The sequence below is a fragment of the Agromyces seonyuensis genome, from assembly GCF_009789225.1.
GTDB lineage: Bacteria > Actinomycetota > Actinomycetes > Actinomycetales > Microbacteriaceae > Agromyces > Agromyces seonyuensis.
Genome location: NZ_WSTA01000096.1, coordinates 1 through 14,264, shown reverse-complemented (window position 1 = coordinate 14,264; position 14,264 = coordinate 1). Strand labels below are relative to the sequence as shown.

General features: G+C 71.0%; 16 protein-coding genes, 1 tRNA gene and 1 pseudogene. 6 read left to right on the top strand and 12 right to left on the bottom strand.

The window, feature by feature from the left end; all coding sequences use genetic code 11:
* From GB864_RS18610 to GB864_RS15965, 6 genes and pseudogenes are all read right to left on the bottom strand, one after another.
* Positions 1–306 (bottom strand): annotated as a pseudogene (locus GB864_RS18610) (hypothetical protein); the annotation flags it as partial.
* Positions 307–461: 155 nt separating this feature from the next.
* Positions 462–1,262, bottom strand: coding sequence for an inositol monophosphatase family protein (locus GB864_RS15985; RefSeq protein ID WP_160426696.1), 801 nt, complete (start codon positions 1,260–1,262; stop codon positions 462–464).
* Between the two features lie 38 nt (positions 1,263–1,300).
* Positions 1,301–1,522 carry a hypothetical protein gene (locus tag GB864_RS15980; RefSeq protein WP_160426695.1) on the bottom strand — a complete coding sequence of 74 codons (222 nt, stop codon included), beginning with the start codon at positions 1,520–1,522 and terminating at the stop codon, positions 1,301–1,303.
* Between the two features lie 33 nt (positions 1,523–1,555).
* The gene (locus GB864_RS15975; protein WP_160426694.1) at positions 1,556–2,542 is read right to left on the bottom strand and encodes a sugar ABC transporter permease; all 987 of its coding nucleotides are present in this window, start codon (positions 2,540–2,542) and stop codon (positions 1,556–1,558) included.
* Complete coding sequence (locus GB864_RS15970; RefSeq protein WP_160426693.1) at positions 2,542–4,173, bottom strand: ABC transporter permease subunit; 1,632 nt, start codon at positions 4,171–4,173, stop codon at positions 2,542–2,544. The genes GB864_RS15975 and GB864_RS15970 overlap by 1 nt, the downstream gene beginning before the upstream one ends.
* 173 nt (positions 4,174–4,346) lie before the next feature.
* Positions 4,347–5,585, bottom strand: a complete 1,239-nt coding sequence (locus GB864_RS15965; RefSeq protein WP_160426692.1) for a sugar ABC transporter substrate-binding protein — start codon at positions 5,583–5,585, stop codon at positions 4,347–4,349.
* Positions 5,586–5,801: 216 nt separating this feature from the next.
* Here GB864_RS15965 and GB864_RS15960 point away from each other — a divergent pair, with 216 nt between their 5' ends.
* Positions 5,802–7,577, top strand: coding sequence for a glycoside hydrolase family 13 protein (locus GB864_RS15960; protein WP_160426691.1), 1,776 nt, complete (start codon positions 5,802–5,804; stop codon positions 7,575–7,577).
* Positions 7,578–7,742: 165 nt separating this feature from the next.
* Positions 7,743–8,312, top strand: coding sequence for a histidine phosphatase family protein (locus tag GB864_RS15955; RefSeq protein WP_160426690.1), 570 nt, complete (start codon positions 7,743–7,745; stop codon positions 8,310–8,312).
* A gap of 60 nt (positions 8,313–8,372) precedes the next feature.
* Here the strand turns inward: GB864_RS15955 and GB864_RS15950 are convergent, their stop codons facing one another.
* The 4 genes from GB864_RS15950 to GB864_RS18235 all read right to left on the bottom strand — a co-directional run bounded on the left by GB864_RS15950 (position 8,373) and on the right by GB864_RS18235 (position 9,986).
* Positions 8,373–9,101 carry an SOS response-associated peptidase gene (locus tag GB864_RS15950; RefSeq protein WP_160426689.1) on the bottom strand — a complete coding sequence of 243 codons (729 nt, stop codon included), beginning with the start codon at positions 9,099–9,101 and terminating at the stop codon, positions 8,373–8,375.
* A 102-nt stretch (positions 9,102–9,203) separates the two neighbouring features.
* Positions 9,204–9,285 (bottom strand) — tRNA-Tyr (locus GB864_RS15945).
* Positions 9,286–9,380: 95 nt separating this feature from the next.
* On the bottom strand, positions 9,381–9,599 hold the full coding sequence (locus tag GB864_RS15940; RefSeq protein ID WP_160426688.1) for a hypothetical protein: 219 nt from the start codon (positions 9,597–9,599) through the stop codon (positions 9,381–9,383).
* 39 nt (positions 9,600–9,638) lie between these two features.
* Positions 9,639–9,986, bottom strand: coding sequence for an LPXTG cell wall anchor domain-containing protein (locus tag GB864_RS18235; protein ID WP_202107301.1), 348 nt, complete (start codon positions 9,984–9,986; stop codon positions 9,639–9,641).
* 159 nt (positions 9,987–10,145) lie between these two features.
* On the opposite strand from GB864_RS18235, the gene GB864_RS15935 reads away from it, so the two are divergent.
* On the top strand, positions 10,146–11,171 hold the full coding sequence (locus tag GB864_RS15935) for a LacI family DNA-binding transcriptional regulator (RefSeq protein WP_160426687.1): 1,026 nt from the start codon (positions 10,146–10,148) through the stop codon (positions 11,169–11,171).
* Positions 11,172–11,220: 49 nt separating this feature from the next.
* Here the strand turns inward: GB864_RS15935 and GB864_RS15930 are convergent, their stop codons facing one another.
* Together GB864_RS15930 and GB864_RS18230 are read right to left on the bottom strand one after the other, a co-directional pair.
* Entirely contained in the window at positions 11,221–11,757 is a 537-nt protein-coding gene (locus GB864_RS15930; RefSeq protein WP_160426686.1) for a PH domain-containing protein, read from the bottom strand.
* Positions 11,754–11,918: a hypothetical protein gene (locus GB864_RS18230; RefSeq protein WP_202107302.1), complete on the bottom strand. Its 165-nt coding sequence runs from the start codon at positions 11,916–11,918 to the stop codon at positions 11,754–11,756. The genes GB864_RS15930 and GB864_RS18230 overlap by 4 nt, the downstream gene beginning before the upstream one ends.
* Before the next feature lie 151 nt (positions 11,919–12,069).
* Between GB864_RS18230 and GB864_RS15925 the strand changes: the two genes are divergently transcribed.
* From GB864_RS15925 to GB864_RS15915, 3 genes are all read left to right on the top strand, one after another.
* Positions 12,070–12,558 (top strand): YajQ family cyclic di-GMP-binding protein, encoded by a 489-nt coding sequence (locus GB864_RS15925; RefSeq protein ID WP_160426685.1) that lies wholly within the window; start codon positions 12,070–12,072, stop codon positions 12,556–12,558.
* 115 nt (positions 12,559–12,673) lie between these two features.
* Entirely contained in the window at positions 12,674–13,015 is a 342-nt protein-coding gene (locus GB864_RS15920; protein ID WP_160426684.1) for a protein-L-isoaspartate carboxylmethyltransferase, read from the top strand.
* Between the two features lie 55 nt (positions 13,016–13,070).
* Positions 13,071–14,264, top strand: a 1,194-nt coding sequence (locus GB864_RS15915; RefSeq protein ID WP_160426683.1) for a pyridoxal phosphate-dependent aminotransferase, incomplete at its 3' end; no start/stop codon positions are given.

The window sequence follows — 14,264 nt, the reverse complement described above, 5'->3', positions numbered from 1 at the left end:
GTCGGGCTCGGCCGGAACCCCGTGCCCGGCGGCGCTGCGGGCGGCCTGCTCGGCGGCGAGGGCTGCACGACGGAGGTCGCCGCGGCTCGGATATGCGGGCGCGACCGGCTGCGACGACGGTGCCGAAGCGGCGGGCGGAGCCGCCCGGCCCGCGCTCCCGGTGCCCGGTCCCTGCTCGTACGACGGCGCCTGCAACTGCTCGAGTCGGAGACGCTCGCGGAGCTCCCGACGCGACAACGCGGCGTCGGGGCGCGCGTTCGTCGCGGCGCCGGGCTCGCGGCCGGGCGCAGGGGTGGGCTCGTGCACGGGTGGTGGCTCTCTCCGTCGGGGGCTGTATCTCGGAGCCGAGATAACGGATCGGTAAAGACTAACCCCGTGCGCGTCATGAATTCCACCTCCGCGCCGGGGTCGGTCGTCCTCCGAACGGCGGACCCCCGATCAGTCGCGGAAAACCCGAGTCGTCACTCGATGCCGGCCGCCAGCAGCGCCGCTTCGAGCGGGCCGAAGAGCTCGGGAGCGGCCGCGATCGTCAGCGCGTGCCCCGCCGGCGCCCCGTGCAGTCCGGCGACACGGGCGCCCGCCTCGGCCGCGATGAGGGCGCCGGCCGCGTGGTCCCACGGGTTCAGGCCGCGCTCGTAGTAGGCGTCGAGCGTGCCCGCCGCGACGGCGCAGAGGTCGAGCGCGGCCGAGCCGATCCGGCGGATGTCGCGCGCCTGCGGCAGCAGTGCGGCGACGATCGCCGCCTGCTCGGCGCGCACGTCGGCGCGGTAGCCGAAGCCGGTCCCGACGAGTGCTCGGGAGAGCGGCACGTCGCGGTTCACCTGCAGTTCGCGCCCGTCGGCGCGCGCGCCTCCGCCGGCGGAGGCCTCGAAGACCGTGCCGGTCGTCGGCTGGGCGACGACGCCCGCGAGCGCCCGCCACGAGGCGGGCTCGGGCTCGCCCTCGACGACCGCGACGGAGACGGCCCAGGCCGGGTTGCCGTAGAGGAAGTTCACCGTGCCGTCGATCGGGTCGACGACCCAGCTCACGCCGCTCGTGCCGACGACGCCCTCACCCTCCTCGCCGAGGATGCCGTCGTTCGGACGCGCGTCGAGGATGAGCGAGCGGATGAGGTCCTCGGTGTCCCGATCGACCTCGGTGACGATGTCGACGTCCGAGGACTTCGTCGCGGCGACCGACACCCCCCGCCTCCTCGCCTCGAGGGCCGACGCGGCGGCACGGGTGGCGATCGAACGGGCGAGGTCGAGGAGTTCGGTGCTCATGCCCCGACGCTATCGGGCGGCCGGTGCGGGCAGCATCCTCAGGAGACGAGCGCGGCGACCGCCCGCTCGAACTCCCAGTACTCGCCCACGCGCACCCAGCAGCGGCGCTGCCGGTCGACGACGCGGGCCATGAATCGCTCGCCGTCGCGCGCGACGAACACGTGCACGACGCCGAGCGCGACGCCCTCGCGGCTCACCCGCCACATGCCGTCGCCGATGGCGACGGTCTCCACCGCGGCGGCGGTCCGGGCATCGCTCATGCGGACGAGGCTAACCCGGCCGGCCGACGCCGCCTACTTCACCGCGCCCGCCGTCAGCCCGCCCACGATGTACTTCTGCAGGAAGAGGAAGAGCGCCATGACGGGCAGCGCGGCCATGACCGCGCCGGCCGAGAACGCCGACCAGTCCGCGTAGCGCGGGTTCGAGACCAGCTTCGTGAGGCCGACGGCGAGCGTCTGCTGCTCGGTGTCGACGAGCAGCACCGACGCGACGACGAACTCGTTGACCGTCGAGATGAAGGAGAGCAGCGCGACGACGGCGAGGATCGGCGCGACGAGTCGCAGGATGATCGTGAAGAAGATGCGCGCGTGGCCCGCGCCGTCGATCTTCGCCGCCTCGTCGATCGACGCCGGCACCGTGTTGAAGAAGCCGTACATGAGGTACGTGTTCACGCCGAGCGCGCCGCCGAGGTAGACCATGATCAGCCCGAGGTGGGTGTTCAGGCCGATCGCCGGGAACAGGTCGCCGATCGAGCTCATGAGCAGGAAGATCGCGACGACCGCGAGCAGCTGCGGGAACATCTGGATGACGACGATCGAGATGAGCCCGAACCGGCGGCCCGCGAATCGCATCCGCGAGAACGAGTACGCGGCGAGTGCGCCGAGGAAGACGGTGCAGACCGCCGTGACCCCCGCGATGAGGAGGGTGTTGCCGAACCAGGTGAGGAACGGCACCTGCGGGTCGTTCAGGATGCGCGCGTACGCGTCGAGCCCGAGCTGCGAGAACAGGGCGTTGGAACCCATGAGCGTGCCGTTCGGGTTGAGCGAGGACGACACGACGAACACGATCGGGAACAGCGAGAACACGACCACGACGATGCCGACGGCGTGGCGCCAACCGGTCGCGGCGAACCACTTCCCGAAACGGAAGGGCCGCTTGGTCGGGATCTCGGCGATGCGCTCGGCGTCGGTGCGGCGCGGCGCCGAGGCATCCTCGAACACCCGGATCTCGCCTTCGGTGAGTCCGGTCGCGGTACCGGGGACGGGAGTCTGGGCGGCCATCAGTTCAGCTCCTCGAGGCTCTTGGTGCGGCGGAAGGCGAGGATCGCGATGATCGCGACGACGACGAAGATGATGATCGAGTAGGCGCTCGCGAGGCCGTAGTCGCGGGTCTGGCCCGTGAAGGCGACCTTGTAGACCATCGAGATCAGGATGTCCGTGTGGCCGACGGGGATCGGGGCGTCGGAGTCGCGCGGACCGCCGTTGGTCAGCATGTAGATGATGTTGAAGTTGTTGAAGTTGAACGCGAACGACGAGATCAAGAGCGGCGCGACGCTCACGAGCAGCAGCGGCAGCTTGATGTGCCGGAAGATCGCCCAGGGCCTCGCCCCGTCGACGCGCGCCGCCTCCTGCAGCTCGTCGGGGATCGACTGCAGCGCGCCCGTGCACACGAGGAACATGTAGGGGAAGCCGAGCCAGAGGTTGACGATGAGGATCGCCACCTTGGCGAGCACGGGGTCGGTCAGCCACGGGATCTCGGCGCCGCCGAAGAGCACCTGGTTGAAGAAGCCGAAGCTGCGGTTGAACATGCCCGCCCACACGAGCGCCGAGAGGAACGACGGGATCGCGTACGGGAGGATCATCAGGACCCGGTAGATCTTGCGGCCGCGCATCCGGAGGTCGTTGAAGACGATCGCGAGGAAGAGGCCGAGGAAGAACGTGGTCGCGACCGAGAGGATCGCGAAGGCGAACGTCCAGAGGGTGACGTACACGAGCGGACCGGCCAGTCGCTCGTCGGTCACGGCCCGCACGAAGTTGTCGAAGCCGACGACGATCTGCCAGCCGGGCAGCAGCTGCGAGCCGTCCTCGGCGGTGAACGCGCCGACGCCGGTGTCGGAGTACACGACGCCGGTGGACGTGTCGGTCATGGTGCCGGCGGCCTCGTCGTACTCGAGGGTCGAGACGTAGCGGTAGCCGCTCTGCCCGTCGGGCGTCTGGATCGCGCCGTCGTTCGGGTTCTCCGAGTAGGGCACCGCGAGCGCGGTGATCTCCTCGGTGCGGTTCAGCACGTCGGCGAACTGGAGCGAGGTCCAGCCCTCGACCGCGACGGCCCGGTCGCCGTCGAAGTCGGCGTCGACCTGCTCGAGCGGCTGCTCGGACGTGCCGACGTAGGCGTCGCCCGTCTCGGGGTTCGTCACGAGGAGACCGAGCTCCCCGGCACGGTCGACGACCGTGACGGGGTAGGTCGGCGAGTCCTCGACGCGCTCGAGCGAGGAGGCCATGAGCGAGGACACCGCCTGCTCCTTGGAGCCGTTGTGACCGGTGCCGTAGTTCGTGAGCCCGATGTAGAAGGTGTAGACGAGCACGAACACCTGGAACACGACGAGGAAGATCACGCCCGGCGTGAGGTACTTCGCCGGGAGGCGCTTGCGCGAGAAGTAGATCCAGTTCACGAGCGCCGTGACGGCGACGACGACGCCCGTCACGAGCCACTGCTCGTGGGTCGCGAGCACGAGCACGCCGTACACCGCGATCGCGTCGACGACGCCGAGCAGCACGAGCTTGAGCACGACGGCCAGGAGCCCGCCGGATGCCTCGTCCGCGATGCGCGCGGCACGGCGCTGCTTGGGCGTGGGGGGCGGCGGCGCGGGTTCGCCCGCCAGGCGCACCGGTTCGTCGGTCTGGATGCTCATCACTGCTCGCTTTCGGGTGGTACGGACGCGCCGGTCCGCTGGTCGCATCCACCGATGGTCGAGTAGCCGCGAAGCGGCGTATCGAGACCGGGTGACGGGTCTCGATACGCCCTTCGGGCTACTCGACCGACGGACGGGATCGACCGACGGACGGGATCGACCGACGAGGGGTGTCAGCCGGCGATCGCGGCGGCGACGTCGGACGTGAGCTTCTGCCACGTCGCGACCGGGTCGGCGCCATTGATGATCTCGGCCTCGGCGATGCCCCAGTACTGCCACACGGCGCCCATCGCGGGGATGGCCGGCATGGGCACGGCGTCGGCGCCGACGGTCGCGAAGCCCGCGATGATCGGGTCGGACGACGCGGTCTCGGCGGCGGCGCTGAGGGCCGGGAGGATGTTGCCGGCCTCGAAGAGGGCGAGCTGCACGTCCTCGGTGCCGAGGTAGTTGACGAGGAAGTCGTTCGCGGCGACCTTGTTCTCCGACTCGGCCGAGACGAAGAAGCCCTTCACGCCGGCGAACGGCGAGGCGACCTCGCCGGTCGGGCTCGGGACCGGGTCGATGGCGATGTCGAGGCCGGCGTCGACGGCCGCGCCGACGTTCCACGGACCGGTGAGCCAGAAGGCCGACTTGCCGGTGAGGAACGAGTCCTTGGCGATGTCGCCGTCGATGTCGGTGTTGAAGGCGCCGGTGCCGTTCTTGCCCTGCGTGCCGAGCCAGGTCGCGAAGGCCTCGCCGCCGGCGTTGCCGATCTGGAGGTCGTCGGCGTTGTAGCCGTTCTCGTCGGAGCCGAAGACGGGGGCGCCGAACGCGGTCTGGAAGGGGTAGAGGTGGTACGGGTTGCCCTCGGCGCCCTGCTCCACGACGAAGGGCTGCTCGAGGCCCGCGGCCGTGCCCTTGGCGATCATGTCGTCGAAGCTCGTCGCGGCCTCGGGGACGAGCGCGGTGTTGCGGATGACGGCGATGTTCTCGACCGCGTACGGGAGCATGTAGACGGTGCCGTCGTAGGTGGCCGCGTTGATGGCCACGTCGAGGTAGTCGCCGGCGGTGTCGCCGAGCTCGAGCGGCGCGACGACGCCGTTGGTCGAGAGCTCGCCCAGCCAGTCGTGCGCGCCCATGACGACGTCGGGGCCCTTGCCCGTCGGCGCCTGCTGGATGAAGTCGTCCTTGATGGTCGAGACGTCCTTGCCGACGAGCTTGACGTCGACGCCGGTCTTCTCCTCGTACGACGCCGCGGCGCCCTCGAGGGCGTCGACCCGCTCGGAGTCGACCCAGACGGTCAGGGTCGACGTCGACGCCGACTCCTCGGTGCCGCCGGAAGCGTCGCCTGCGGCGCATCCGGTCAGCGTCAGGGTCGCGAGCGCGAGCGTCGCGCCGGCGGTCAGGAGTCCCTGGGACTTGGTCACCTTCATTGGTGCTGCCTTCCTCATGTGATCGTCAGTGATCGTCGGTCCGGCTCGGGAGGCCGTTCCCTCGACTGCGCCCGCTTGGTGCAAGCGGTTACAGTTCTACCTGCCGTTTTCACCGTTGGCAACTCGGCGATTCTCGCCGATACCGATCTGTGACCGTTGAACGGTTCGCGATTTCCTGCAATCGCTTCCATCAGAATGTGGCATAGAGTCTCCGTCATGACTTCAGCCCCCGAGGACGTCCGGACGGCCACGCGCCCGTCGGCGAACGCCCCCGCCCGCCCGGACGCCCCCGCAGTCGCGGGCGCCGAGTGGTGGCGGAGCGCCGTCATCTACCAGATCTATCCGCGCTCCTTCGCCGACTCGAACGGCGACGGGATCGGCGACCTCCCGGGCATCACGAGCCGTCTCGACGCCCTCGACCGCCTCGGCGTCGACGCCATCTGGCTCTCGCCGTTCATGACGAGCCCGCAGAAGGATGCCGGCTACGACGTCGCCGACTACCGCGACGTCGACCCGCTCTTCGGCACCCTCGACGACTTCGACCGGATGCTCGAAGAAGCGCACGCGCGGGGCATCCGCGTCATCGCCGACCTCGTGCCCAACCACTCGAGCGACCGGCACGTCTGGTTCCAGGAGGCCTTGGCCGCCGCGCCGGGCTCTCCCGAGCGGGGCCGCTACCTCTTCCGCGAGGGCCGCGGCGTCGACGGCACCGAGCCCCCGAACAACTGGCAGTCCGTGTTCGGCGGCCCGGCCTGGACGCGCATCGTCGAGGCCGACGGCACCCCCGGCCAGTGGTACCTGCACCTCTTCGACTCGAGCCAGCCCGACTTCGACTGGACGAACGAGGAGGTCCGCTCCGAGTTCGAGGACATCCTGCGCTTCTGGCTCGACCGCGGGGTCGACGGCTTCCGCGTCGACGTCGCCCACGGGCTGATCAAGGAGGAGGGGCTCCCGGACTGGTTCCCGCCCGCCGACTCGAACTCCATGGGCGGGTCGCAGACCGCGTCCGAGCCCGTCGAGATCGACGAGTTCGAACCGGCTCCGACCGAGTTCGTCCCCGCGCCCTACTGGGGCCAGGATGGCGTGCACGAGGTGTACCGCGCCTGGAACCGCGTGCTCGCGGAGTACGAGGGCGACCGCGTGCTCTGCGCGGAGGCGTGGGTCGACCCGCTGCCGCGCATGGCGAAGTGGGTGCGCTCCGACGAGATGCACCAGGCCTTCAACTTCGGCTACATGTTCACCGACTGGGACGCCCCCGCGCTCCGCCGCGTCATCCGCCAGTCGATCGAGGAGTTCGGCAAGGTCGGCGCCCCCGCCACCTGGGTGCTCTCCAACCACGACGTCGTGCGGCACGCCTCGCGCCTCGCGCTGAAGGCCGAGAACCTCCAGGGCGACGGCATCGGCCCGAACACCCCTGGCCTGCCCGACGCCGCGCTCGGCCTGCGCCGCGCCCGCGCCGCGACCGCGCTCATGCTCGCCCTGCCCGGCTCCGCCTACCTCTACCAGGGCGAGGAGCTCGGCCTGCCAGAGCACATCTTCCTGCCCGACGAGGCCCGGCAGGACCCGACGTGGTTCCGCACCGCCGGCGAGCGCTACGGCCGCGACGGCTGCCGCGTGCCGCTGCCCTGGGAGCACGACGCGACGGCCTTCGGCTTCGGCTCGGGCGACGCCTCGTGGCTGCCCCAGCCGGCCGAGTGGTCGACCCTCGCCCGCGACGTGCAGGCCGGCGACCCCGGCTCGACGCTCTCGCTCTACGAGGCGGCGCTCCGCCTCCGCCGCGAGCACGCACTCGGCACGGGCGACCTCGAGTGGATGCCCGATGCGCGACGCGACCTCGTCGCCTTCACGAACCGCGGCGTGACCGTCGTCGCCAACACCGGCGCCGAGGCCGTCCCGATCCCCGCCGACGCGATCGTCCTGCTCGCGAGCGAGCCCGGCATCGTCGCCGGCGGCGACCTGCCCGCCGACACGACGGTCTGGCTCGCGGCGTAGCCGCCGCCGGTCGAGTAGCGCGCAGCACCCCTCGCCGGTCGAGTAGCGCGCAGCGCGTATCGAGACCCCGCAGGTCTCGATACGGCGCTCCGCGCCGACTCGACCAGCGACCGCCGACCTCCGACTTCCGACCTCCGCGCCAGGGAGCCCCGGTAGGGTCGTGCGGTGAGTTTCCGCATCCTCCTCGTCCGTCACGGCGAGACCGACTGGAACGCCGCCGGCCGCGTCCAGGGCACGACCGACATCCCGCTGAACGATCGCGGCCGGGCGCAGGCGGCCGGCCTCGCCGCGCGCCTCGCGGACTCCGCCGAGCGCGCCCGCATCGTGCGGGTCGTCGCGAGCCCGCTGCAGCGCGCCGCCGACACCGCCGCCGCGATCGCCGCCTCGCTCGGGCTGCCCGTCTCCGAGCTCGACGCCGATCTCGCCGAGCAGCACTTCGGCGCCTTCGAGGGACGCACGTGGGCCGACGTGCACGCGGAGCACGAGGGGCCGCTGCCGGGCGTGGAGTCGCACGAGGACGCGATCGCCCGCGTGACCGCCGCACTCACCCGTCACGCGGTGCCCGAAGGCACCCTGCTCGCGGTGTCGCACGGCGGCGTCATCAATGCGATCAACGCGCGCCTCGCGGCGCGTCCCGAGGACTACGTGCGCGCCGAGAACGTCTCCGTCCACGAGTACACGCTCACGGGCGGGCGCCTCGAACGCGTGCCCGCGTCGACGGAGGACGCCGCCTGACGGCATTCTGCCCGGAGCTGCTCGCCGAGCGCACCCGTTCGGTCGTCGCGACCGAGCCGGTCAGCCGATCGGCGCGATGAGCTGCGGGCCGTCGTCGTTCGTGCGGATCTTGCCGACCGCGTACGACTCGAGCCGCTCCGCGACGGGTAGCGCGGCCTGCACGGCGGCATCGACCATGGCCTGGTCGCCCGTGACGGTCGGGTCGGTCCACCAGTCCCAGAGGTCGGCCGGCAACGGCACCGGGTTGCGGTCGTGGATGCCGATGAGGTTGTCGACGGCGTCGGACGTGAGGATGGTCGCCGAGAGCAGCCAGCGGTCGGGGTCGTCCTTCGCCTTGGACGGATCGGCCCACCACGAGTAGAGGCCCGCGAGGCCGAGGCGTTCGCCCGGCAGGTGGATGTAGTGCGGCGTCTTCGTGCCGTCGTCGGCCGTCTGCCACTCGTAGTAGCCCGACGCCGGGATGATCGCCCGCTTGGACTGCAACGGCGCCTTCCAGCTCGCCTTGCTCGCGAGGTCTTCGCTGCGAGCGTTGAAGGTCGGGAACTTCGTCTTCGGTTCCTTCGACCAGCTCGGGATGAGCCCCCATCGCGCCGGTTCGAGGCGCCGGATCGGCGTGCCGGCCTCGTGCGATTCGTCTCCGTCGCGCGGCATCGACTGCACGAACACCGGCACCGTGTCGGTGGGCGCGAAGTTGTAGGACGGCCGCCACTCCCGGAAGTCGCCGCCCTCGGCCACGAAGTCGGTGATCAGCTCGTTGATCTCATCGCTCAGCGCGAATCTCCCGCACATGCTCCGACGCTACGCCTGCCCGGGGACAACCGTCGCGCGCCGACGCGCTCGAGACCGCACCGGGAACGACGAAGGCCCCGCCGAAGCGGGGCCTTGCGTCGGTGGCGAGTGAGGGATTCGAACCCCCGAATGCTGAGCAGTCTGATTTACAGTCAGATCCCTTTGGCCGCTTGGGTAACTCGCCGTGCGCGCTGCGCGCTTTCGCGCGCGGCAACCTGTACATCGTACCGGGTGATCGGCGTGGTGCGAAATCGAGGCCGAGGTCGCGCGGGCGGGGGCTCAGTCGTTGCCGCTGCCGCTGTCGGTCGTGCCGAGCGTGACGTTGCTCGCGAGATCGTACGAGCTCACGTGACCCCCGTTTCCCTTGCGGGGACCGCCGGGGCGGCGCTGCTCGCGCCGACGCTCGATTGCGAGGCCGGCGAAGAAGATGCCGACGACGACCCCGACGATCAGGACGAGGACGAGGATCAGCAGCAGGACGTTGATCACGGCTTCCATGGCGTCATGCTGCCACACCGTGCGCGGCGCGACGGGCGCTCAGAGGCCGCCGTCGCCGCCCGAGGCCCCGCCGCCGTCGCCGCCGCCGAACGAGCCGCCGCCGTCCCAGCCGCCGCCGGAGGGCCCGTCGTTCGGCGTCGGGAAGTCCGTCGCCGGAGGCTGCTCGCCGCCGGCCCCCGGGACGGCGCCGCCCACGACCGCGCCGCCCGCGAATGCACCCGGAGCGGCGTCCGTGCTGGCGGTGGCGTCCGGCTTGGGCGGACCGTTCGACGCCCGGCGGGCGTTGACGACGAGCACGGCGACGAGGCCGAGGATGACGAGCACGCCGGCGGCGATGAGCCACGGCATGACGTTCGCGCCGGTGTCGGCGAGGAGCGCGGTCTGCATAGCGCCATCGTGGCACGACGGTGCCCGTGCGGCTGCTCTCCGCGTGCCGAGCGGCCGCCCTGCGACTATGGGAGCGCTCCCCCGCGGCATCCGCGCGGATAGGCTGTCTGCAGCCGCCGGGCTCCTCCCGGCGCGACCCGGATCACGACGAGGGGTTCCATGGCGGGCATCGACGACGTCGCGAAGCTCGCGGGCGTCTCCACCGCGACCGTCTCCCGCGCCCTCTCGGGGCGCGGCCATGTCTCGGCCGGGGCGAAGGCGAAGGTCGAAGCGGCCGCGCACGAGCTCGGCTACGTCGTCTCCTCGAACGCGTCGAGCCTGGCGACGGGGCGCACGCGCAACGTCGGCGTCGTGGTGCCGTTCCTCAACCGCTGGTTCTTCTCCTCGGTGCTCGAAGGCGCCCAGCAGGCGCTCCTGCGCCACGGCTACGACTTGACCCTCTACAACCTCGCGGGCGACGGCGCCGAGCGCGGGATCGTCTTCGACGAGTTCCTGCTGCGCAAGCGCGTCGACGCGGTCATCGCGATCTCGCTCGAGGTCTCCGAGGGCGAGGTCGCACGCCTGCACGACCTCGGCAAGCCGATCGTCGGCGTCGGCGGTCCGATCGAGGGCGTGCGCACGCTCCTCATCGACGACGTGGCCGTCGCCCGGCTCGCGACCGAGCACCTGCTCGGCCTCGGCCACCGCCGCATCGCGCACATCGGCGGCGACCTCGAGTTCGACCTCGACTTCCACCTGCCGACGAACCGCCGGCTCGGCTACGAGGCGGCGCTCCAGGACGCGGGCGTCGAGCCCGACCCGACGCTCTTCGCCGCCGCCGACTTCACGGTGGCCGGCGGCCATCACGCCGCGCTGCAACTGCTCGGCAGCCCCCGCAACCGCCCGACGGCGATCTTCGCGGCGTCCGACGAGATGGCGATCGGCGCGATCCTCGCGGCGCGCGACCTCGGCCTGAACGTGCCGCGCGACGTCTCGATCGTCGGCATCGACGACCACGACCTCAGCGAGTTCTTCGGCCTCACGACGGTCGCGCAGTTCCCCCACCGGCAGGGCGCCCGCGCCGTCGAGATCCTCATGGAGCAGCTCGAGCCCGCCGCGGAGGCCGGTCCGCCGACCGCGACCGCGCTCCCCTACGAGTTGCGCGTCCGCTCGTCGTCCGCCCGTCCGGGCCCCGACGCCGCCTGACCAAGACGCCGCCCGACCGCGACGCACCGAGGATGCCCGCGAGCCCCCTCTACGCGCGCGACTTCGCGCCGCTCGAACCGCTGCCGCGGAGACCGGCGCGGGCGAGCGTGCGCTGGATCGTGAGGTCGCGCTCGTCGGGCCAGCCGACGTAGCGGATCTCGCGCAGGCCCTGCGCCTGCGCGGCCGATTCGAAGACGAAGTGGCCGTAGTTGAAGATGCGGCCGATGAGCGGCTTCTCGACCGAGATGTCGAGGATGCGCGAGAGCGGCATCGTCGCGAGGTGCTGCGTCAGGATGCCGTGCACGCGGAACACGCGCATGTTGGTGATGACGAAGCGGTCGTACTGCGCCTCGAGGATGCGCCAGCCGGCGTGCAGTGCGATGAGCAGGGCGATCACGATCGGCACCCACGCCCACTGCGACGGGACGAAGAAGGCGATGAGCAGGATCGGCACGCAGGCGAGCAGTTCGAAGATCGGGCCGACGACGGCCATCGGGTGCTTGTGGACCTCGTCGATGATCTTCTCGCCCTGATCCTCGATCAGGTAGCGGGCGACGTGCGGATCGAGGAGGACCCCGAGGCTCATGTGGCCAGCGAGGTGAAGAACTGCCCGATGGACGCGATCGCGCCGAACACCGCGTTCACCGCGCCCTGCACCGCGTTGGCGGCGTCATCCGGCCGGGAGATGACGTACACGAGCGCGAAGATCACCACGGCGGTGACCAGAATGCGCTTGACCCACTTCACGATGCGGTTCCTTTCGAGACGGCGAGCGTGGCCGCCCGTCCCTCCCCTGGACTTGCACGATCATCGAAGTTTCTACCGCACACCTCGGACGCGGGCAACGCGACAGCCCGCGAACCGCGGAAGCCGTCATCCGCTCGGTAGAATCGCCCCCATGGCAGATTCGACGTTCGACATCGTCAGCAAGGTCGACAAGATGGAGGCCGACAACGCGGTCAACCAGGCCCGCAAGGAGATCGAGCAGCGCTACGACTTCAAGGGCGTGGGCGCATCGGTCGAATGGTCGGGCGAGAAGATCCTCCTCAAGGCCTCCAGCGAGGAGCGCGTCAAGGCGGTCCTCGACGTCGTGCAGTCGAAGTTCATCAAGCGCGGCATCACGCTGAAGAGCCTCGACGCGGGCGAGCCCTTCGCCTCCGGCAAGGAGTTCCGCATCGAGATCGCCCTGAAGAACGGCATCGATCAGAAGAATGCCAAGGAGATCGGCAAGATCATCCGCGAGCAGGGCCCGAAGACCGTCAAGTCGCAGATCCAGGGCGACGAGCTGCGGGTCTCCTCCAAGAGCCGCGACGACCTCCAGGAGGTCATCCGCCTGCTGAAGTCGGAGGACCTCGAGATCGACGTGCAGTTCATCAACTTCCGCTGAGCGGCGCCGGGCGACCCGAACCGGTCGCGCGCTGCCGAGAATTCCTCTTGTCCTCCCGGTACCCCGCCGGGTACGTTCAACTTCCCCGCCCCCACTCGAGCAAGGTCCGACCCGAATGCCCTATCGCGATCAATCGACCGTCCAGAACTGGGTGTCGGAGTTCCTCCGCAGCCAGTCCGACTCCGCCCCGGACATCTCGGTCCTCGAGCAGGTGTACCCCGAGGGACGCGACATCGGCATGGTCACCGTGGTGTTGAACACCGCACCGACCAGCGCTTACCTCCGCCCCGTCCAGGTCGACGACGCGCCCCGCTGGAGCGTCCATTTCGAGGCCCGGGACGAAGGGTTCGACCTCGACGCCTCCGGCGTCCTGACCCTCGCCGCCGACCTCACCGTGCTCGGCGAGCTCTGCGCGTACCTCCAGGACCGCACGGACGCGACGCTGCAGGCCGGCTGATCGGGCGTCGCCGGCGCGCGACGAATCTGCAACACGCGACGCGTAGGATGCCGCAATGCCCCGCCTCGCACCGCACATCCTCGACGTGCCCGCGTCCGGCATCCGCCGGATCTACGAGATCGCCGCGACGCTCGACGACGTGGTCCAGCTCGCGGTCGGCGAGCCGGACTGGCCCGTCGCGCCGCACATCATCGAGGCGGCGCGCGATGCGTGGGCCCGCGACGACACCCGCTACACCGCCAACGGCGGGATCGCACCGCTGCGGGCGGCGATCGCCGCGAAGCTCGCCCGGGAGAACGGCGTCGAGGTCGACGTCGAGCAGGTGTGGGTGACGGCGGGCGGCACCCAGGCCCTCAACCTCGCGATGCACCTGACCCTCGCCCCCGGCGACGAGGTGCTGCTGCCCGACCCGGGCTACACGACCTTCACGATGAACGCGCGGATGCTCGGCGCCGAACCCGTGCCGTACCGGCTCGACCCGGCCCGCGGCTTCATGCCCGACCTCGACGAGCTCGAGTCCCTCGTCACCCCGCGCACGCGGCTGCTCATCGTGAACTCGCCGTCGAACCCGCTCGGCGTCGTCTTCCCCCGGGCCACGCTCGAGTCGCTGCTCGACTTCGCCCGCCGGCACGACCTGTGGATCCTCGCCGACGAGGTCTACGAGCACTTCGCGTGGGGCGAGCCGCATACGGAGCTGGCCTCGCTCTCGGGCGCGGAAGGCCGCGTGTTCTCGGTGCACTCGTTCTCGAAGAGCTACGCCATGACCGGCGTGCGCGTCGGCTACCTCGTGACGCCGCCCGGGTTCGACGCGACCCTGCGCACCATGCAGGAGGCGACGATCAGCTGCGTCGCGACCCCCGACCAGTACGCGGCGCTCGCCGCACTTGAGGGCCCGCAGGACACGGTCGCACGGGCCCGGGCCCGCTACCGCGCGGCCTTCGAGCTCGCCGCGGCCGCACTGGACGCCAAGGGCGTCGACTACCTCGTGCCCGGCGGGGCGATGTACCTCTGGGTCGACGTCGCCCACGTCTCTGCCGGCGACGTCGCCGCGTGGGCCGCCCGGTTCGTGCGCGAGCAGCGGGTCGCCGTGGCGCCGGGCTCGGCCTTCGGCGCCTCCGGCGAAGGCTGGATCCGACTCTGCCTCGCCGTGGACCCCGACGCGCTCGCCGCCGGGATCGAGCGCATCCCGGCCCGCCTCGCCATCGCGGCGGAGGACGGCGACGCCGGCGGCGCGGGCGCCGGCGAGCGC

Coding starts and splice junctions, on each gene's coding strand:
- GB864_RS15985 (WP_160426696.1), bottom strand. CDS start 1,262: ATGAGCACCGAACTCCTCGACCTCGCCCGTTCGATCGCCACCCGTGCC.
- GB864_RS15980 (WP_160426695.1), bottom strand. CDS start 1,522: ATGAGCGATGCCCGGACCGCCGCCGCGGTGGAGACCGTCGCCATCGGC.
- GB864_RS15975 (WP_160426694.1), bottom strand. CDS start 2,542: ATGGCCGCCCAGACTCCCGTCCCCGGTACCGCGACCGGACTCACCGAA.
- GB864_RS15970 (WP_160426693.1), bottom strand. CDS start 4,173: ATGAGCATCCAGACCGACGAACCGGTGCGCCTGGCGGGCGAACCCGCG.
- GB864_RS15965 (WP_160426692.1), bottom strand. CDS start 5,585: ATGAAGGTGACCAAGTCCCAGGGACTCCTGACCGCCGGCGCGACGCTC.
- GB864_RS15960 (WP_160426691.1), top strand. CDS start 5,802: ATGACTTCAGCCCCCGAGGACGTCCGGACGGCCACGCGCCCGTCGGCG.
- GB864_RS15950 (WP_160426689.1), bottom strand. CDS start 9,101: ATGTGCGGGAGATTCGCGCTGAGCGATGAGATCAACGAGCTGATCACC.
- GB864_RS15940 (WP_160426688.1), bottom strand. CDS start 9,599: ATGGAAGCCGTGATCAACGTCCTGCTGCTGATCCTCGTCCTCGTCCTG.
- GB864_RS18235 (WP_202107301.1), bottom strand. CDS start 9,986: ATGCAGACCGCGCTCCTCGCCGACACCGGCGCGAACGTCATGCCGTGG.
- GB864_RS15935 (WP_160426687.1), top strand. CDS start 10,146: ATGGCGGGCATCGACGACGTCGCGAAGCTCGCGGGCGTCTCCACCGCG.
- GB864_RS15930 (WP_160426686.1), bottom strand. CDS start 11,757: ATGAGCCTCGGGGTCCTCCTCGATCCGCACGTCGCCCGCTACCTGATC.
- GB864_RS15925 (WP_160426685.1), top strand. CDS start 12,070: ATGGCAGATTCGACGTTCGACATCGTCAGCAAGGTCGACAAGATGGAG.
- GB864_RS15920 (WP_160426684.1), top strand. CDS start 12,674: ATGCCCTATCGCGATCAATCGACCGTCCAGAACTGGGTGTCGGAGTTC.